The 18,919-nt window shown below is 73.9% G+C and carries 11 protein-coding genes; 10 read left to right on the forward strand and 1 reads right to left on the reverse strand.

Translation table 11 applies throughout. The features are described from left to right. Positions 1-275: 275 nt before the first annotated feature. The 7 genes from J5Y04_RS09310 to J5Y04_RS09340 all read left to right on the forward strand — a co-directional run bounded on the left by J5Y04_RS09310 (position 276) and on the right by J5Y04_RS09340 (position 13,047). Positions 276-3,206 (forward strand): bifunctional diguanylate cyclase/phosphodiesterase, encoded by a 2,931-nt coding sequence (locus J5Y04_RS09310; protein WP_209411537.1) that lies wholly within the window; start codon positions 276-278, stop codon positions 3,204-3,206. A gap of 331 nt (positions 3,207-3,537) precedes the next feature. Further along, a complete protein-coding gene (locus J5Y04_RS09315; protein WP_209411383.1) occupies positions 3,538-5,391 on the forward strand; it encodes an acetolactate synthase large subunit in 1,854 nt (617 codons plus the stop codon). Between the two features lie 34 nt (positions 5,392-5,425). Further along, positions 5,426-5,950, forward strand: coding sequence for an acetolactate synthase small subunit (ilvN, locus tag J5Y04_RS09320; RefSeq protein ID WP_148642822.1), 525 nt, complete (start codon positions 5,426-5,428; stop codon positions 5,948-5,950). Between the two features lie 159 nt (positions 5,951-6,109). Next, positions 6,110-7,108 (forward strand): ketol-acid reductoisomerase, encoded by a 999-nt coding sequence (ilvC, locus tag J5Y04_RS09325; protein ID WP_209411384.1) that lies wholly within the window; start codon positions 6,110-6,112, stop codon positions 7,106-7,108. A 253-nt stretch (positions 7,109-7,361) separates the two neighbouring features. Continuing rightward, positions 7,362-8,948: a phosphoglycerate dehydrogenase gene (serA, locus tag J5Y04_RS09330; RefSeq protein WP_209411538.1), complete on the forward strand. Its 1,587-nt coding sequence runs from the start codon at positions 7,362-7,364 to the stop codon at positions 8,946-8,948. Between the two features lie 303 nt (positions 8,949-9,251). Further along, positions 9,252-9,413, forward strand: a complete 162-nt coding sequence (locus J5Y04_RS09335; RefSeq protein WP_209411385.1) for a hypothetical protein — start codon at positions 9,252-9,254, stop codon at positions 9,411-9,413. A gap of 244 nt (positions 9,414-9,657) precedes the next feature. Continuing rightward, positions 9,658-13,047, forward strand: a complete 3,390-nt coding sequence (locus J5Y04_RS09340) for a S8 family serine peptidase (RefSeq protein WP_209411386.1) — start codon at positions 9,658-9,660, stop codon at positions 13,045-13,047. Between the two features lie 87 nt (positions 13,048-13,134). Here J5Y04_RS09340 and J5Y04_RS09345 read toward each other — a convergent pair whose 3' ends face one another. Continuing rightward, positions 13,135-15,660: a YfhO family protein gene (locus J5Y04_RS09345; protein WP_209411387.1), complete on the reverse strand. Its 2,526-nt coding sequence runs from the start codon at positions 15,658-15,660 to the stop codon at positions 13,135-13,137. A gap of 166 nt (positions 15,661-15,826) precedes the next feature. On the opposite strand from J5Y04_RS09345, the gene J5Y04_RS09350 reads away from it, so the two are divergent. From J5Y04_RS09350 to J5Y04_RS09360, 3 genes are all read left to right on the forward strand, one after another. Beyond that, positions 15,827-16,393, forward strand: a complete 567-nt coding sequence (locus tag J5Y04_RS09350) for a Uma2 family endonuclease (protein ID WP_209411388.1) — start codon at positions 15,827-15,829, stop codon at positions 16,391-16,393. A 62-nt stretch (positions 16,394-16,455) separates the two neighbouring features. After that, positions 16,456-17,493 (forward strand): 3-isopropylmalate dehydrogenase, encoded by a 1,038-nt coding sequence (locus J5Y04_RS09355; RefSeq protein WP_148642817.1) that lies wholly within the window; start codon positions 16,456-16,458, stop codon positions 17,491-17,493. Positions 17,494-17,731: 238 nt separating this feature from the next. Continuing rightward, entirely contained in the window at positions 17,732-18,844 is a 1,113-nt protein-coding gene (locus tag J5Y04_RS09360; RefSeq protein WP_209411389.1) for a branched-chain amino acid aminotransferase, read from the forward strand. The last annotated feature ends 75 nt before the right edge of the window (positions 18,845-18,919 follow it).

The following is an 18,919-nucleotide window of genomic DNA, read 5'->3' on the forward strand; positions in this document are numbered from 1 at the left end:
GACCGAAGTGGTGTAGGGTCCCGACCGGGAACATCGGTGCGGTGCGTCGGCCGACAGGCCGTCCACCCCCTGGGCCACCGCCCTGACGGGGCGCCAGGTCACCGCGTACGGCCACCAGGTGCGCGGCCGGTGGCCCGTGGCCGGGGCGCAACGCCCCGGGTCGGAGGGGGAGAGGCCGAGTGAGCTCCACCGATGCGGTGCTGCCCGGAGCCGGACGGCCGGGCGCGCCGGACGCCGACACGCCCCGGTGTACCGGGCGCGGCCCGGTCTGCCGGATGCTCCACAGTCGTGGCCTGCCCGGCGCAGCCCTCGGCGTCCTCTGCGTGGCCTATGCGACCGGCGCGGCCTCCGGCTGGGGATCCCGCCAACTGGCGATCTTCATGGGCGACTTCGGCCTGGCCGCGGCCGCCCTCGCGGCCGCGCTGTCCTGCCTCGCCTACGGCTGCGCGGTCGGCGGCCACGCCCGCCCGGCCTGGCTGCTGTTCGGCCTCTCCTCGCTCATGGTCGCCTTCGGCAACGGCACCTGGGGCTGGTACGAGCTGGTCGAGCGCACCCCGCTGCCGCAGGACTCGCTCGCCGAGTACGCCTTCCTGCTCTTCGCCCCGCTCGCCATCACCGGCGTGCTCGTCCTCGCCCAGCGCCCGCGCAGCGCCGCCGGCTGGCTCTGCCTGCTGCTCGACGGCTGGCTGGTGGCCGGCTCGCTGTTCACCCTCAGCTGGAGCCTCGCGCTCGGCCGGATCGCCGCCGGGGAGGACGGCTCCCCGCTGCGCCTCGCCCTCAACCTGGCCTACCCGGTGCTGGACATCCTGCTGGTCAGCCTGGTGGTCGGGCTGCGCTTCGGCGGCCGGGACGGCAACCGGGCCGCGGTGCACACCGCGATGATCGGCCTGGCCGTCACCGTGCTCTGCGACGCCCTCTTCACCTCCCCCGAGCTGCGCAACAGCTACCACTCGGGGGAACTGCTGGACGCCGGCTGGTTCGCCGGCAGCCTGCTGCTCGCCTGGGCGCCGTGGTCGCCGCGCTGGCGCCGCCCGCTGCGCGAGCACCCCTCGGCCGGGGGCCTGCCGCGTCGCCGGGTGGCCACCACCTTCAGCGCCCTCACCCCGTACGCGGCGGCCGCGGTCTGTACGGCCGGGATCCTCTACAACGCCCTCGGCGGGCGGCCGTTGGACCGGGTGGTGGCCTCCGCCGCCTGCACCGTCGGCCTGGCGCTGATCCTGCGGCAGGGCGTGATGCTGCTGGACAACCTCTCGCTGGCGCAGGAACTCGCCCACAAGGAGGCGCACTTCCGCTCCCTGGTGCAGGGCTCCAGTGACGTCATCATGATCGCCGGTGCCAACGGCGTGCTCTCCTACGTGTCCCCGGCCGCGCTCGGCGTCTACGGGCGGGACCCGGAGGAGCTGGTCGGCGGCAACCTGCTGGACCTCGTCCATCCCGAGGACGTGGACCGCGTACTGCTGGAGGTGCGCCGCTTCCTGGCCCGCGGCCGGCTGCTGGCGCACCGCTCGTCGGGCACCGCCGCCGAGCCGTCGGCGGCCCGGGTGGAGTGCCGGATCAGCTCCGGCGGCGGTGAGTGGCTGCACGTCGAGTCGACCGTCAACCGGTACCGCGACGGCCTGATCCTGAACAGCCGGGACGTCACCGAACGCGTGATACTCCAGGCCCAGTTGCAGCACAACGCCTCCCATGACCCGCTCACCGACCTGCCCAACCGGGCGCTCTTCGCACAGCGGCTGCGCGGGGCCCTCGCCACGCGCGGACAGCAGGGCGGGGCCGGCGCCGGGGTCGCGGTGCTCTTCCTCGACCTGGACGGCTTCAAGGCGGTCAACGACAGCGCCGGCCACCAGGTCGGCGACGAGCTGCTCGTCCAGGCGGCCCGCCGCCTCCAGGGCGCCGTGCGCTGCGGGGACACCGTCGCCCGGTTCGGCGGGGACGAGTTCGCCGCGCTGGTCTGCGGCCCGCTCGGCCGGCTCCAGGTCCAGGAGCTCGCCGAGCGGCTGCGGGTCGCGCTCTCCGAGCCCTACTGGATCGGCGGCGCCGAACTCGCCGTCGCGGCCAGCATCGGCATCGCCTTCGGCACCCCCGAGCGCGGCCCCGCCGCCGACCCCAGGGCCGCCGCCGACGAGCTGATGCGCAACGCCGACCTCGCGATGTACCGGGCGAAGTCCGAGGGCAAGGGCCGGGTGGTGCTCTACACCCCGGCCATGCGGGCCGACCTGGAGCGCCGCTCGGAGCTGGAGGAGCGGCTGCGGGTCGCCGTCCGGGAGGGCGGCTTCACGCTGCTGCACCAGCCCGTGGTGGACCTCCTGTCCGGCTCCGTCACCGGCGTCGAGGCCCAGGCCCGCTGGCGCTCGGCCCAGGGGCTGCTGCTCACCCCCGCCGAGTTCCTGCGCTCCGCGGAGCACGGTGACGCGGCCGCCCGGTTCTCCCGCTGGCTGGTCCACGAGGCGGTGACCGCCGCGGCGCTGCGGCGCGGGCTGCCGGCCAGGACCCGTTCGGCGCCGCCGCCCGTGCCGGTCTCGGTCCGGTTGTCGGCCGAACGGCTCTGCTCGCCCGGCATGTACGAGGCCGTGGTCGCCGCGCTGCGGGACAGCGGGCTGCCGGCCGGCCAGCTGGTGGTCGAGGTCGCCAGAACGGGCCCGGACGCGCTGGCCGACGAGCTCGGCCGTCGGCTGGCCGCGCTGCGCAGGCTCGGCGTCTCCACCGCCCTGGCCGGCTTCGGGGCCGGCCACGGCTCGCTCGGCGCGCTGGGCCGGCTGCCGTTCGACGGGCTCAAGCTGGACCGCACGCTGGTCCAGGACCTCGGCGAGTCAGGGCTCGGCCGGACGCTCGCCGGGCACGCCCTGCGGCTCGGCCGCGACCTCGGCCTGGTGACGGCCGCCGAGGGGGTGGACCTGCCGCGCCAGGTCTCCGTGCTCCAGGAGTTGGGCTGCCGGCAGGGCCAGGGTTCGGCCTTCGCGCCGCCCCTGGACGAGACCCGGCTGCGCCGCGCGCTGGTCCGCCGGGTCTACCCGCTGCCGAGACCGCTCGGCTCGCTCTCGGCCCGCCGCGCGCACCTCGCCGCGGACACCCGTACGAGTGGCTGCGGGGAGTCCGCGACGGGGCGTGTCGTACATCACCACGGCGGCTCCGACCTGCCCGAACACCGCGCGGTGGCCGGTCCGGGGCATGGTCCGCATGGCGAGACTGTCATCCCACCTGCTTGACAGTCGGCCCCGCACGGGAGGAAGGTCGTTGCCATGCGCACCCGAATTCTCGTACTTGGCGGGCGCGTCGGCTGAGCGGGCCATGCCCGACTCGTGAGAGACCGACGCGCCACCCCTCGCATGCCCTAGGCACGAGGGGTTTTTTGTTGCACTGACACTGTTCCACTCCGCAAGACCACTGGCCCCGGCCGCCCCCGACCACCCCGATCCACCGGGAAAAGGGGGACGATTGGGGCAGAGCCGGCGATCGGCCCGACCCCCGGGACCCCACCCTCGACAGACCGGGGCCCGCAACCACCCGGGCCGGCAAAAACCGAGAAGAGACAGGCAGATGACTGAGCACGCCGCATCCCCCCGCCGCGGGGACACCCCGGCCGCCCACGCTCCCGCTCCCCAGCACGTCGTCGAGACCATGACCGGCGCCCAGTCGCTCATCCGCTCGCTGGAGGCCGTGGGCGCGGACACCGTCTTCGGCATCCCGGGCGGGGCCATCCTTCCCGCGTACGACCCGCTGATGGACTCGACCAAGGTGCGTCACATCCTGGTCCGCCACGAGCAGGGCGCCGGCCACGCCGCCACCGGCTACGCCCAGGCCACCGGCAAGGTCGGCGTCTGCATGGCCACCTCCGGCCCCGGTGCGACCAACCTGGTGACCCCGATCGCCGACGCCTACATGGACTCGGTGCCGATGGTGGCCATCACCGGCCAGGTCGCCTCCAAGGCGATCGGCACCGACGCCTTCCAGGAAGCGGACATCTGCGGCATCACGATGCCGATCACCAAGCACAACTTCCTGGTCACCGACCCGGCCGAGATCCCCCGGGTGATCACCGAGGCGTTCCACATCGCCGCCACCGGCCGGCCCGGCCCCGTCCTGGTCGACATCGCCAAGGACGCGCTGCAGGCCACCACCACCTTCCGCTGGCCGGCCGAGACCTCGCTGCCCGGCTACCGCCCGGTGACCAAGCCGCACGCCAAGCAGATCCGCGAGGCCGCGAAGATGCTGGTCGGCGCCAAGCGCCCGGTGCTGTACGTCGGCGGCGGCGTGATCAAGGCGAACGCCACGGCCGAGCTGCGGATCCTCGCCGAGCTGACCGGCGCCCCGGTGGTCACCACCCTGATGGCGCTCGGCGCCTTCCCCGACAGCCACCCGCAGCACCTCGGCATGCCCGGCATGCACGGCTCCGTCCCGGCCGTCACCGCGCTGCAGAAGTCGGACCTGCTGTTCACCCTCGGCGCCCGCTTCGACGACCGCGTCACCGGCCGGCTGGACAGCTTCGCCCCGTACGCCAAGATCGTCCACGCCGACATCGACCCGGCCGAGATCGGCAAGAACCGCCCGGCCGACGTGCCGATCGTCGGTGACGCCCGCGAGGTGCTGGCCGACCTCATCGTCGCCGTCCAGGCCGAGTTCGACGCCGGCCACAAGAGCGACTACGTGGACTGGTGGGTCAAGCTCAACGAGTGGAAGAAGACCTACCCGCTGGGCTACGAGCCGGCCCCGGCCGGGCAGCTCTCCCCGCAGCAGGTCATCGAGCGGATCGGCCAGCTGGTCGGCCCGGACGCGATCTACGCCGCGGGCGTCGGCCAGCACCAGATGTGGAGCTCGCAGTTCATCCAGTTCGAGAAGCCGGCCACCTGGCTGAACTCGGGCGGCGCGGGCACCATGGGCTACGCCGTCCCGGCCGCCATGGGGGCCAAGGCGGGCCGCCCGGAGACGTCGGTCTGGGCGATCGACGGTGACGGCTGCTTCCAGATGACCAACCAGGAGCTGGTCACCTGCGCCCTGAACGACATCCCGATCAAGGTCGCGGTCATCAACAACGGCTCGCTGGGCATGGTCCGCCAGTGGCAGACCCTCTTCTACAACCAGCGGTACTCCAACACCGTGCTGCACTCGGGCCCCGGCCACGACGGCATCGAGCCGCCGGCCCAGGGCACCCGGATCCCCGACTTCGTGCTGCTCTCCGAGGCGATGGGCTGCGTCGGCCTGCGCTGCGAGCGCCCGGAGGACCTGGACGCGGTGATCAAGCAGGCGATGGAGATCAACGACCGCCCGGTCGTCATCGACTTCATCGTCCACCAGGACGCCATGGTCTGGCCGATGGTGGCGGCCGGCACCAGCAACGACGAGATCCAGTTCGCCAAGGGCGTCCGGCCCGACTTCGGCGACGACACCGACTGACCCCGACCTCGAAGACCTAGGGATACAGAGACCCATGTCCAAGCACACCCTCTCCGTCCTGGTCGAGAACAAGCCCGGCGTGCTCGCCCGCATCGCCGCGCTGTTCTCCCGTCGGGGCTTCAACATCGACTCCCTCGCCGTCGGCCCGACGGAGCACCCGGACGTCTCCCGGATGACGATCGTGGTCAACGTCGAGGACCTCCCGCTGGAACAGGTCACGAAGCAGCTCAACAAGCTCGTCAACGTGATAAAGATCGTCGAGCTCGACCAGTCCGCTGCGATCCAGCGGGAACTGGTCCTGGTGAAGGTCCGCGCCGACAACGAGACCCGGTCGCAGATCGTCGAGATCGTCCAGCTGTTCCGCGCCAAGACGGTCGACGTGTCCCCGGACGCGGTGACCATCGAGGCCACCGGCAGCTCGGACAAGCTGGAGGCCATGCTCCGGATGCTGGAGCCGTACGGCGTCAAGGAGCTGGTCCAGTCGGGTCTGGTCGCCATCGGGCGCGGCGCCCGGTCGATCACCGACCGCTCGCTGCGCGCCCTCGACCGGAGCGCGTGACACCCGGCCGTCGCCCGTCACCACCCTTCCAACGGTGCGACACCGCCCCTCATGCGCCCCGTCTCACCCCCTGAAGCACCGCCCCACCCCCCCGCCGGGTCGACGTACCGTAGGAAACGCAGTACCCGGCAAGACCATCACGCAAGGAGATGTGCCCCCGTGGCCGAGCTGTTCTACGAAGACGACGCCGACCTGTCCATCATCCAGGGCCGCAAGGTCGCGGTCATCGGCTACGGCAGCCAGGGCCACGCCCACGCGCTGTCCCTGCGCGACTCCGGCGCCGACGTCCGGGTCGGCCTGAAGCCGGAGTCCAAGTCCCGTGCCAAGGCGGAGGAGGCCGGCCTGCGCGTCGTCACCCCGTCCGAGGCCGCGGCCGAGGCCGACGTCATCATGATCCTGGTGCCGGACCCGATCCAGGCCGACGTCTACGAGGCGGACATCGCCCCGAACCTGAAGGCCGGCGACGCGCTGTTCTTCGGCCACGGCCTGAACATCCGCTTCGGCTTCATCAAGCCCCCGGCCGACGTCGACGTCTGCATGGTCGCCCCGAAGGGCCCGGGCCACCTGGTCCGCCGCCAGTACGAGGAGGGCCGCGGCGTCCCCGCGATCGTCGCGGTCGAGCAGGACGCCACGGGCAACGCCTTCGCCCTGGCGCTCTCCTACGCCAAGGGCCTGGGCGCCACCAAGGCCGGCGTCATCAAGACCACCTTCACCGAGGAGACCGAGACCGACCTGTTCGGTGAGCAGGCCGTCCTCTGCGGTGGCACCGCCGCCCTGGTGAAGGCCGGGTTCGAGACCCTGGTCGAGGCCGGCTACCAGCCGGAGATCGCCTACTTCGAGTGCCTGCACGAGCTGAAGCTCATCGTCGACCTGATGTACGAGGGCGGCCTGGAGAAGATGCGCTGGTCGGTCTCCGAGACCGCCGAGTGGGGCGACTACGTCACCGGCCCCCGCATCATCACCGACGCCACCAAGGCCGAGATGAAGAAGGTCCTCGCCGAGATCCAGGACGGCACCTTCGCCAACACCTGGATCGCCGAGTACAAGGCCGGCCTGCCCAAGTACAACGAGTACAAGAAGGCCGACGAGGACCACCTGCTGGAGACCACCGGCAAGCAGCTCCGCAAGCTGATGAGCTGGGTCAAGGAAGAGGCCTGAGCCTCTCCGGGCACCGGTCCGATCGGATCAGCCTGATTTTGTAACTCCCTTGTACAACTAGGCTGCTCCCGTCCGGGTGATTTCGCCGGACGGGAGCAGCCTGGTACCCAGCCCGTCGATACACTTCCGAGTGCGCGTCAGGCCCACAGCGTCGTGCGTCTACCTACGCGGCATGCCACCTTCCCCCCGCATTCCACGCCACCTTCGTGCCGGGGAGAACCGCACAGTTAAGGACCACACTGTCGTGAGCACTGTGACATCCAAAGCCGTCGTCCTGATCGCCGAAGAGCTGTCGCCCGCCACCGTCGACGCCCTCGGACCCGACTTCGAGATCCGCCACTGCAACGGTGCCGACCGCACCGAGCTGCTGACCGCGATCGCCGACGTGGACGCCATCCTGATCCGCTCCGCCACCAAGGTGGACGCCGAGGCGCTGGCCGCCGCCCGCAAGCTCAAGGTGGTGGCCCGGGCCGGCGTCGGCCTCGACAACGTGGACGTCTCCGCCGCCACCAAGGCCGGCGTGATGGTCGTCAACGCGCCGACCTCCAACATCGTCACCGCCGCCGAGCTCGCCTGCGGCCTGCTGATCTCGGTCGCCCGCAACATCGCGCCCGCCAACGCCGCCCTCAAGCAGGGCGAGTGGAAGCGCAACAAGTACACCGGCGTCGAGCTGAGCGAGAAGGTCCTCGGCGTCGTCGGCCTCGGCCGCATCGGCGTGCTGGTCGCCCAGCGGATGTCCGCCTTCGGCATGAAGATCGTCGCGTACGACCCCTACATCCAGGCCGCCCGCGCCGCGCAGATGGGCGTCAAGCTGGTCTCGCTGGAGGAGCTGCTGGAGGTCTCGGACTTCATCACCGTCCACCTCCCGAAGACCCCGGAGACCATCGGCCTGATCGGCGACGAGGCGCTGCACAAGGTCAAGCCGACCGTCCGCATCGTCAACGCCGCCCGCGGCGGCATCGTGGACGAGGCCGCGCTCGCCGCCGCCCTGCGCGACGGCCGGGTGGCCGGCGCCGGCCTGGACGTCTACGCGAAGGAGCCGTGCACCGACTCCCCGCTGTTCGCCTTCGACAACGTGGTCGCCACCCCGCACCTGGGCGCCTCCACCGACGAGGCGCAGGAGAAGGCCGGCATCGCGGTCGCCAAGTCCGTGCGCCTGGCGCTGGCCGGCGAGCTGGTCCCGGACGCGGTCAACGTCCAGGGCGGCGTGATCGCCGAGGACGTCCGCCCGGGTCTGCCGCTGGCGGAGAAGCTCGGCCGGATCTTCACCGCGCTGGCCGGCGAGGTGGCCGTCCGGCTCGACGTCGAGGTCCGCGGCGAGATCACCCAGCACGATGTCAAGGTGCTCGAACTGTCGGCCCTCAAGGGCGTGTTCGAGGACGTCGTGGCGGAGACGGTGTCCTACGTCAACGCCCCGCTGTTCGCCCAGGAGCGCGGCGTCGAGGTACGCCTGACCACCTCCAGCGAGAGCCCCGAGCACCGCAACGTGATCACCGTCCGCGGCACCCTGGCCGACGGCGGCGAGATCGCCATCTCCGGCACCCTGGCCGGCCCGAAGCAGACCCAGAAGATCGTCGGCGTGGACGCCTTCGACGTGGACGTCGCGCTCACCGACCACATGGCGTTCTTCAAGTACGAGGACCGTCCGGGCGTGGTCGGCATCCTCGGCCGCCACCTCGGCGACGCCGGCATCAACATCGCCGGCATGCAGGTGGCCCGCGACGGCAGCGGCGCGCTGGCCTCCATCACCGTGGACAGCCAGATCCCGCAGGAGGTCCTCACCGCCATCTCCGCCGAGATCGGCGCCCGCTTCGCCCGTTCGGTCGACCTGGGCGCCTGAGCACCGCACGGCCTCCGACAGCAGGGCCCGGGCCACCGTTCCAACGGTGGCCCGGGCCCTGCTGCGTGCCCCGGGGCGGCTCCCGTCTCAGATAGTAGGAAATCCAAGTATTCGTGCAGACACGGCAGGCGCCGGGTCGTACCGTGGAAGAGCCATACGGTGTGCCGCCCCTGTAGCCAGGGCCTGCGGCCCGTGTGTGCCCGTGCGCCCCGAGGGCAGGCGACCCCTGCTCCGCGCACCCCCCACTCTCTGTGCCTTCCACCCTCTGCGCCCTCCCGGCGCGCTCGCCCCAAGGAGCCCGGTATGCCCCCCGCCGCAGACCGCCACGCCACTCCCGCCCCCGCCGCCACCCCGGCCCGCACCCCGCGTCGCCGCCGCGCGGCCGAGCGGAGCCCCTTCGCGGCCGCCGCCCTGCAGCGCGCACTGGACCGCCGTGACAACGGCGGCGCGACCGGGCACCTCTGATGGTCGCTCCGGCCCTCCTGCGAGTCCGTCTCCGGGCGGTGGCGTTCATCCGCCGAATGGGCCGTCCGGACTGACGCCGGATCACCCGGAGGAGTGCAAGTGGCGCCCGTTGGAGGGATGTTGCTCGCACTCCCCGGCGGGGTCTCCTATATGTGGGGCCCCGGAGGGGTGATCGACGTCCGCGCGGGCGGGCGTCAGCGACACGGCGTGCGGATCAGTCCCCCTTGCCGGGGGAGAGGGCTCAGTGCGTCAGCCACCCGTCCGTCGTCCGGTCACCAGGATCGGACTCACCCTGGCCCTGCTGGCGGGGCCGGTGCTGCTCACCGCGGCCCCGGCGGCCGGCAGTCCGCCGACGAGCCCGACGGCCCAGGGCGCCCCGTCGGGGCGCCCGGCCTCCGTCCTGCTGGAGCTCACCACCGAGGCCGCCGGCCCGGCCTGGCGGCGGGCGGCCGCCGAGGCCCGGCGGGCCCGGCGCTCCCCGGAGGCCGTCCGCCGGGAGGCCGCGCAGGCCGGGGGCGGGCAGCGCTCCCGCGCCTCCGACGCGCTCGACCGGCTCGCCGACGCCGTCCGCGGCGCGGCGCCCACCGCCCGCGAGCTCTACCGCACCCGCACCCTGCTCACCGGCCTCGCCGTCACCGTGCCCGCCGACCGGCTGCCCGCCCTGCGCGCGCTGCCCGGCGTCCGGGCCGTCCACCCGGTCGTGCGCAAGCAGCGGGACAACGCGTACTCCGTGCCGCTCACCGGGGCGCCGCAGGTCTGGTCCGGCCCCTCCGCGGACGGCACGACCGGCGGCAACACCGGGCAGGGCGTGCGGATCGGCGTCATCGACAGCGGCATCGACTACACCCACGCCGACTTCGGCGGCCCCGGCACCGCGGAGGCGTTCAAGGCGGTCGACGGCGCCGGGCCGGCCCCCGCCGGACTCTTCCCCAACGCCAAGGTGGTCGGCGGCAAGGACCTCGTCGGGGACGACTACAACCCGGACCCGTCCGCCCCGAACTACCAGCCCGACCCGCACCCCGACGCCAACCCGATCGACTGCGCGCTCAACGGCCACGGCACCCACGTCGCCGGCACCGCCGCCGGCCTCGGCGTCACCGCCGACGGCCACCCGTACACCGGCCCCTACCGGCCCGGCCTCGACCCGGCCGCCTTCAAGGTCGGCCCCGGCGCCGCACCCGGCGCCCAGCTCTACGCGATCCGGGTGTTCGGCTGCGACGGCTCCACCGACCAGCTCGCCCAGGCCCTCGACGTCGCGGCCGACCCGGACGGCGACGGCGACCTCGGCGACCGGCTCGACATCGTCAACCTCTCCCTCGGCAGCCGCTTCGGCTCCACCGACGACGCCGACGCCGTCGCCGTCGACCACCTCGCCGACCTCGGCACCCTGGTGGTCGCGGCCGCCGGCAACGAGGGCGACGTCTACGGCATCGGCGGCAGCCCCGGCACCGCCGCCCGGGCCCTCGCCGTCGCCGCCTCGGTCGACCCGCACAGCGATGCCGACGGCCTCACCGTGCTGGCCCCCGAGCCGCTCGCCGGCACCGTCCCGGCCCACTGGAGCGGCCGCTACCAGGGCTGGTCCACCGCCGACGTCGCCGGCCGGCTCGCGCTGCCCGTCGACCAGGCCGACGGCTGCACCGCCTTCACCGACGCCGACAAGCAGCGGCTCACCGGCAGGATCGCCGTACTCGCCTGGGCCACCCGCGAGTCCGAGCGCGCGTGCGGCTCCGCCCCGCGCGCCGACCACGCCGCCGACGCCGGCGCGATCGGCGCCCTGCTCGCCGCCGACGACGACCACCTCGCCGAGATCGCCGGCAACGACCGCATCCCCGTCGCCCTGCTCGCCCACGCCGACGGCGAACGCCTGCGCCAGGGCGCGGCGGCCGGCCAGGTCGACGTCCGGCTGGCCGCGCCGGGCAACCCGCTGCACGGCGTCGTCCCCCAGGACCAGCCGCAACGCACCGACACCCTCACCGACTTCACCTCGCGAGGCATCGGCGTGCCCGGCGTGGTCAAGCCCGACCTGGCCGCGCCCGGCGAGACGATCTGGTCCGCCAAGGCCGGCAGCGGAGGCGGGGGCCAGCGCGAGGACGGCACCTCGATGGCCACCCCGCACGTGGCCGGACTCGCCGCCCTCGTCCGCGCCGCCCACCCCGACTGGACGGTCGAGCAGCTCAAGGCCGCGCTGATGAACACCGCCGGGGACACCTGGCTCGGCGACGGCGGCACCGGCCCGGTCTACGGCCCCGAGCGCACCGGCGCCGGCCGGGCCCGGGTCGACGCCGCCGTCCGCACCCCCGCCGTCGCGTACGCCGCGGGGGAGGGCGCGGTGCAGGGCAGCGTCGGCGTCTCCTTCGGCGTGGTGGCGGTCGGCGGTGCGCCCGGCGCAGCCCGCGGGGCGGAGGTCCGTGAGGTCGAGGTCCGCAACCTCTCCGGCGCGGCGATGACCTACCGCACCGGCTACGCGGCCGCCACCGACGTGCCCGGTGCCCGCTACGAGATCAGCCCCGGCCGGGTCGAGGTCCCGGCCGGCGGCACCGCCCGCGTCCGGGTCACCCTGGCCGTCCCCGGGCAGCTGGGCCGCAGTCCCGACCCGACCATCGCCACCCTCCAGGGCGGGAAGGCCCGCAGCTACCGCGGCGAACTCTCCGGCCGGCTGCTGCTCACCCCCGAGTCCGACGCGGCCGTGCCCGCGCTGCGGGTCCCCGTCTTCGCCGCCCCCCGGCCCGCCTCCGACCTCAGCGCCGTCGCCCCGGTCCGCACCCCCCGCTCCGGCGCGCTCGTCGCCCTCGGCGGCACCCGGGCGCCCGCCGAACAGCCCGGTCTGCTCAGCGCCTTCGCCCTCGGCGGCGAAGGGGCCCGCTGGCCCGACTGCCCGCCCGGCAGCGGCGCCGCCGTCGGCCCGGGCGCGGGCATCGTCCCCGAGGACGGCGAACCGCAGAAGCCGGAGGACGTCTGCGTCGAACGCCCGGGCGACCGGGCCGCCAACCTGCGCGCCGCGGGCGCCGCCTCGGACGCGCCCGCCGTCGGCGACGGGCAGGGCACGCTCTACCTCGCCGCCCAGTTCTGGGCGCCCGCCACCACGCCGGTCGGCGTCTTCGCCGTCCGGGCCTCGCTCGACACCGACGGGGACGGCAGCACGGACGCCTTCGTCAAGGCCGACCGGCAGCGCGGCAGCGACGTCCTGGTCGCCCGTACCGTGGACGCCCGGACCGGCGCCGAGCTGGACGTCCAGCCGCTCAACGCCCGCTGGGGCGACACCGACACCGCGCTGCTCGACAGCGACGTGCTGGTGCTCCCGGTCCGGCTGAGCGCCCTCCCCGGCGTGAAGGCGGGCCACAGCACCGTCCGCTACGGGCTCTGGACCGGCGCCGCCACCGCGGGCAAGCCCGACCCGGCCGAGGCGTTCTCCGCCATCGGCCTGCGCGGCACCCGGCCCACCCTCGCCGTCGACGTCCTGCACCCGGCCGTCGACGTCCGGACCGGCCCCGGCGGCCCCGCCGCGATGGCGGCGCCGCTGCCGCCCGGCACCGTGCTCGACGTCCGCCGGGCCGACGGGGACACGTCGCGCCTGCTGCTCCTGCACCACTTCAACCGCGACGGCCTCCGCGGGCAGATCCTGAACCTGCCCTGACACCGCGCCCCGCACCCGGAGCCGCCGCCCCGCATAGGGCGGCGGCTCCGTCGTGTACCGGGCCCGCCGGCCGCGCGGCCGGGCGGTTCACAGGCCCCACGTGCCTCCCGGCGGCCGCCACTCCTCCCGCCACTCCCGCTCGGCCGCCGCCCGGCGGACGCGGCGCGGAGTCCGGGTGGGGCGGTGGCGCAGGCGGCCGAAGACGGCGGTCAGGACGGTGACGGCGGCGGAGGCGAGCGCGAAGGTCTCGCCCTCGGTGAGGCCGGGCGGACGGAAGGAGCAGACGACCCGGTCGGCGCCCCGGCCGAGCGGGACACCGATCATGCCCAGGACGGACCGCGGCGCGGTGTACGGGCCGCCGCCGGCCGAGCAGGTCCACCCGGTGGTGGCCGGGACGGAGAGCAGGGCGGTTCCGGTGCTGCCCGCGGGGAGGACGGCGCTGAGGCCGTGCCCGCCCGCGGTGACCCGCGTCGCGCCGGTGGCGGTGAGCCGGGTGACGGCCGCCTCCAGGGCGCCGGGCCGGAGGCAGCCGACCGGCCGGGCCGGGACCTGGGTGACGGTGTCCGCGTGCAGCACCACCCGGACGACGCCGTCGGCGGGCACCGGCCCCAGCAGGTGCACGGGCACCGCCGTGGTCGGCTGGACGCCGTCACTGCGGTAGGTGGTGCCGAGGCCGCTCACCGTGCCGTTGAACCAGACCCCGTGGAAGTACGCGGTGGCGCCCGGCGTGCAGAGCGCGGTGAAGGCGGTCCCGACCGTGCCCTCCGGGGTGGCGGGGACGGACCACCCGCTGCTGCCGTGCGCGGTGGGCGCCGGGCCGGCGGCCGGGACGGGCACGGGTACGTCGTACACCTGCCCGCCGAGCAGCGACTCCTGCCGGGACCAGACCGAGGTGGTGTCGACGGCCGATCCCGGCGGCAGGACGGTGACCAGCGGGGGAGCGGGCGCCCGGACGACGGTGAAGCCGTCCGGCGGGGGCCCGTCGGCGAGGTGGGTGTGCACGCCGAACAGCGCCTGCCCGACCGGATCGGTGACGCTCGCGGTCTGCCGTCCGCCCGCCGTCCAGCCCGCGCCGAGGTCGTGCAGGAGCAGGGCGGTGACCGTGGGCAGGTAGCCGCTGGAGTAGCCGCCGCCCTGGCCGTCGAGCAGCAGCGGGTCGTTCGGGGTGAAGGCGTGCGGACCGGGGTCGGTGCGCACGCGCGGCCAGTCGGCGGCCTGCCGCATCGCCTCGTACCCGGCCCGGACGGACGCCCCGGAGGCGGTGCCGGTGGCCGGCGTGCCCAGCGCCGCGTACGAGGACCAGACAGCGCCGCCCAGGACGGCGCACCCGAGCACCGCCGTCGCCGCCGCGCCCGCCCGCCGGCCGGTGTGCCGGTGCTCCAGCGTCCACAGGGCGGCGAGCAGGACGGCGCCGCCGGCCACCAGCAGCACCCAGGTGGACGCCCGCACCGAGCGCTGGCCCGCCGCGACGGCGGTCACCACCAGCACCACCGCGGCCCCGCCGAGCAGGGTCACGGTGTCCGGCCGGTGCGCCAGCGAGACCCAGCCGGCCAGCACCAGCAGGCCGCTGAGCACGAAGGCGACGCGGTAGGGGCCTCCGGCCGGGATCGCCAGGCCGTGCCAGACCAGCACCGTCGGCGTCCAGACGAAGCTGAGCACCACGAGCACCAGCAGCCCGCACCAGGCGATCCGCTCGCGGGCCCGCACCCGTCGGTTGAACGGCAGCCCGGCCACCAGCAGGAGGCCGAACAGGCCGATCGAGACGTCCGGGACGGGCGGGCCGCCGTGGGCGCCGGGCAGCAGCTGGGCCAGGTGCCCGCCGAGCCCGGACGGGCCGAGCGGCTGCACCGGGGACTCCGGCTGGGCCTCCTGCGCGGCCCGGACGGCGACGAACAGGACGGGCGCGGCGAGCAGCATCCCGGCGGTGGCCGTGGTGACGGCCCGGCCGGTCACCCGGACGAGCGTCCTGAACGGCCGGCGGACGGAGGGCAGCCGGACGGCGAGCACCAGTCCGGCCGTGATGGTGGCCATCGCGGCGGTGTAGAGGTTGCCCCACCAGGCGAGCGCGACGCAGAGGGTGCCGGACAGCCAGCGCCGCTCGTGCAGGCACCAGTCGCCGGCCACGACCAGCAGCGGCAGCGAGACCAGGCCCCAGAGCCACATCGGGGCCGTCCCGCCGACGGTCGGCACCCAGGCGCAGAGCCCGTAGCCGAGGGCGGCGAGCGCCCGCAGCCAGTGCGGTCCCGGGTGCAGCCGGCCCAGCGCGTAGGTCATCAGGCCGGTGCCGAGCCCGATGGTGGACAGGGCCACCAGGAACACCGCCAACTGACCCTGGTCGCGCGGCAGCAGGACGGTGGGCCAGGAGAACGGGTTCATCAGGTAGGCGAAGAAGTCGGCGAGGAACGGCGCGCCGTAGCCGCTGTTCCAGTTGAACAGCAGGTCGCCGGGGGCGTCGCCGCGCACCATGTCCCAGAGGTGGGCGTGGAACGGCACCGCGGTCTGCGCCGCCCCCGGCGGCCACTGCCCCCGCAGCCCGGCCGCGACGGCGTACGCGGCCATCCCCGCGGCCCCCGCCGCCCCGCAGACCCGCGCCTCCCGCCACCGCTCGGCCATGGTGATCTGCCCCGTTCTGCGAGGAATGCCGGACCGGATGCCCGCGAGCATAAGCGCGCCCCCGGCGCGGACGCGGTCTCACGCGCTCCCTCGTGGGAGGGGCGTACCGGAGAACTCCGCCGAGTAGCCTGAGAAGGCCCGTCAGGATGCCCGCATGGGAGGAATCATGACCATCGAGCCGTACCCGGACTGGCTCCGGCCCCCGGCTGAGGGGTACACCGCCGAGGACCTCGACCGGCTGCCCGATCTCCCGCCGCACACAGAGCTGCTCGACGGGAGCCTGATCTTCGTGAGTCCGCAGACGCTTTTCCACATGTCGACGCTGAAGCGGTTGGAGCGGGCCCTCGACGACGCGGTGCCGGCCGGTTGGCGGGTGTGGCGCGAGATCACGGTGCGGCTGAACGTGCGGAACCGGCCGGAGCCCGACCTGCTCGTGGTCGACGAACGCGTGCACTCGGACTCCAGGCGCACGTCCTGCGAGCCCGAGGACGTCCTGCTCGTCATCGAGGTCGTCTCGGAGGAGCCCCGGGAGCGCGACCGGCAGGTGAAGCCGCGGAAGTACGCCGCCGCCGGCATCCCGCACTTCTGGCGGGTCGAGGGTGACGAGGAGGGGCGCCCGGTCGTCCACACCTACGAGCTCGACCCGGCCACCCAGTCCTACGGTCTGATCGGCATCCACCACAAGCAGCTGAAGCTCGAACGCCCGTTCCCGGTCGACATCGACCTGACCTGACCGTTCGTCCGGATAGTGGACACGAGGTGTCAGCCTCTGGGACACCGGAGTAGGGTCCGACCATGTCTCGCACCATTCGTCTCGCAGTTGTCCCCGGTGACGGCATCGGCCAGGAAGTGGTGGCCGAAGGCCTCAAGGTCCTTGGCGCCGCGCTGCCCGCCGACGTGAAGCTGGAGACCACCGAGTACGATCTCGGCGCCCGGCGCTACCACCGCACCGGCGAGACGCTGCCGGACAGCGTGCTGGCGGAGCTGAAGGCCCACGACGCGATCCTGCTCGGCGCCATCGGAGACCCGAGCGTGCCCTCCGGCGTGCTGGAGCGCGGGCTGCTGCTGAAGCTGCGGTTCGCCTTCGACCACCACATCAACCTCCGCCCGGGCCGTCTCTTCCCCGGCGTGAAGTCCCCGCTGGCCGGCGAGCCGGACATCGACTTCGTGGTCGTCCGCGAGGGTACCGAGGGCCCGTACGTCGGCAACGGCGGCACGCTGCGCACCGGGACCGAGCACGAGGTGGCCACCGAGGTCAGCCTCAACACCGCCTACGGCATCGAGCGGGTCGTCCGGGACGCCTACCGCCGGGCCCAGGCGCGTCCGCGCAAGAAGCTCACGCTCGTCCACAAGAACAACGTGCTGGTGCACGCCGGTCACCTGTGGACGCGGATCTTCGAGCAGGTCGGCCGGGAGTTCCCCGAGGTCACCACCGACTACCTGCACGTCGACGCGGCGACCATCTTCTTCGTCACCCAGCCCGAGCGGTTCGACGTGATCGTCACCGACAACCTGTTCGGCGACATCCTGACCGACCTGGCCGCCGCCGTCACCGGTGGCATCGGGCTGGCGGCCAGCGGCAACATCAACCCGAGCGGCGACTTCCCGTCGATGTTCGAGCCCGTGCACGGCTCGGCGCCGGACATCGCGGGCCAGGGCAAGGCCGACCCGACCGCCACCGTGCTCTCGGTCGCCATGCTGCTGGACCACCTCGGCTTCGCCGCCGAGGCCGCCAAGGTCGAGGCCGCGGTCGCCGCGGACCTGGCCGAGCGCACGGGCACCCGGACGACCTCGCAGGTCGGCGACGCGCTCACCGCCCGAGTATCCGGCTGAGCGGCCGGAACCGAGAAGCGGTATCCGGCCGAACGGCCGGAACCGGTACAACGTGTTCCGGCCCGACGGGCCGGACCGCATAACCACAGCTTGCAGCTCCCCAAGGAGCCCGCGACTGTTCGGCACGGCCCTCTGGATGCGAGTATCGACAGTGGGCCGTGCCGTCGTGCGTTCGTTCGCCGAGACGAATCCCGGCGGAGGCGGCCCGGACCAACCCCACGGTGAAGGACATACAGCCATGAGCACGCCCACCCAGGCGCCCATCACGTTCGACCTCAAGCCCTCCGCCCAGCCGCTGTCCGACGCGGAGCGCGAGGCCCGGCTGACCAACCCCGGCTTCGGACGCGTCTTCACCGACCACATGGTCACCATCCGTTGGACCGAGGGCCGGGGCTGGCACGACGCCCAGCTGACGCCGTACGCGCCGCTGGAGATCGACCCGGCGAACATGACGCTCCACTACGGCCAGGCGATCTTCGAGGGCCTCAAGGCCTACCGCCAGCCCGACGGTTCGATCTCCACCTTCCGCCCGGAGGCCAACGCGACCCGCTTCCAGGCCTCCGCCCGCCGCCTGGCGATGCCGGAGCTGCCGGTCGAGGCCTTCGTCGAGGCGGTCGAGCTGCTGGTCCAGCAGGAGCAGGCCTGGGTCCCGAACGAGCCCGAGCAGAGCCTCTACCTGCGCCCGTTCATGTTCGCGACCGAGGTCGGCCTGGGCGTCCGCCCGGCCAACTCCTACCTCTTCATGATCATCGCCTCGCCGGCCGGCGCCTACTTCCCCGGTGGAGTCAAGCCGGTCTCGGTCTGGCTCTCCGAGGACTACGTCCGGGCCGCGCCGGGCGGCACCGGTGCCGCCAAGTGCGCCGGCAACTACGCCGCGTCCCTGGTCGCCCAGGCCGAGGCCGCCGCCAAGGGCTGCGACCAGGTCGTCTGGCTCGACGCCGCCGAGCACCGGTGGGTCGAGGAGATGGGCGGCATGAACCTGTACTTCGTCTTCGGCGAGGGCAAGGACGCGAAGATCGTCACCCCCGAGCTCTCCGGCGCGCTGCTGCCCGGCATCACCCGCGACTCGCTGCTCCAGCTCGCCGCCGACCTCGGCTACGCCGTCGAGGAGCGGAAGATCTCCACCGAGGAGTGGAAGCAGGGCAACGCCGACGGCACCCTCACCGAGGTCTTCGCCTGCGGCACCGCCGCCGCGATCACCCCGGTCGGCTCGGTCAAGTCGGCCGGCGGCGACTGGACGGTCGGCACCGGCGAGCCCGGCCCGATCACCATGGAGCTGCGCAAGTCCCTGCTCTCCATCCAGGCCGGCCAGGCCCCCGACACGCACGGCTGGCTGCACAAGATCGTCTGACGGCGCGAGCACCGCGGCCGGGCGCCCCGCGACGGCGGGGCGCCCGGCCGCGTAACCTCGGAGAGTCCCGCTCGT

It is taken from the genome of Kitasatospora sp. RG8, assembly GCF_017813315.1.
Taxonomy (GTDB): Bacteria; Actinomycetota; Actinomycetes; order Streptomycetales; family Streptomycetaceae; genus Kitasatospora.

Bases quoted from the DNA above. Each gene is read 5' to 3' on its own strand.
- J5Y04_RS09310 (WP_209411537.1), top strand. From the start codon at position 276: ATGCTCCACAGTCGTGGCCTGCCCGGCGCAGCCCTCGGCGTCCTCTGC.
- J5Y04_RS09315 (WP_209411383.1), top strand. From the start codon at position 3,538: ATGACTGAGCACGCCGCATCCCCCCGCCGCGGGGACACCCCGGCCGCC.
- ilvN (WP_148642822.1), top strand. From the start codon at position 5,426: ATGTCCAAGCACACCCTCTCCGTCCTGGTCGAGAACAAGCCCGGCGTG.
- J5Y04_RS09335 (WP_209411385.1), top strand. From the start codon at position 9,252: ATGCCCCCCGCCGCAGACCGCCACGCCACTCCCGCCCCCGCCGCCACC.
- J5Y04_RS09345 (WP_209411387.1), bottom strand. From the start codon at position 15,660: ATGGCCGAGCGGTGGCGGGAGGCGCGGGTCTGCGGGGCGGCGGGGGCC.
- J5Y04_RS09350 (WP_209411388.1), top strand. From the start codon at position 15,827: ATGACCATCGAGCCGTACCCGGACTGGCTCCGGCCCCCGGCTGAGGGG.
- J5Y04_RS09355 (WP_148642817.1), top strand. From the start codon at position 16,456: ATGTCTCGCACCATTCGTCTCGCAGTTGTCCCCGGTGACGGCATCGGC.
- J5Y04_RS09360 (WP_209411389.1), top strand. From the start codon at position 17,732: ATGAGCACGCCCACCCAGGCGCCCATCACGTTCGACCTCAAGCCCTCC.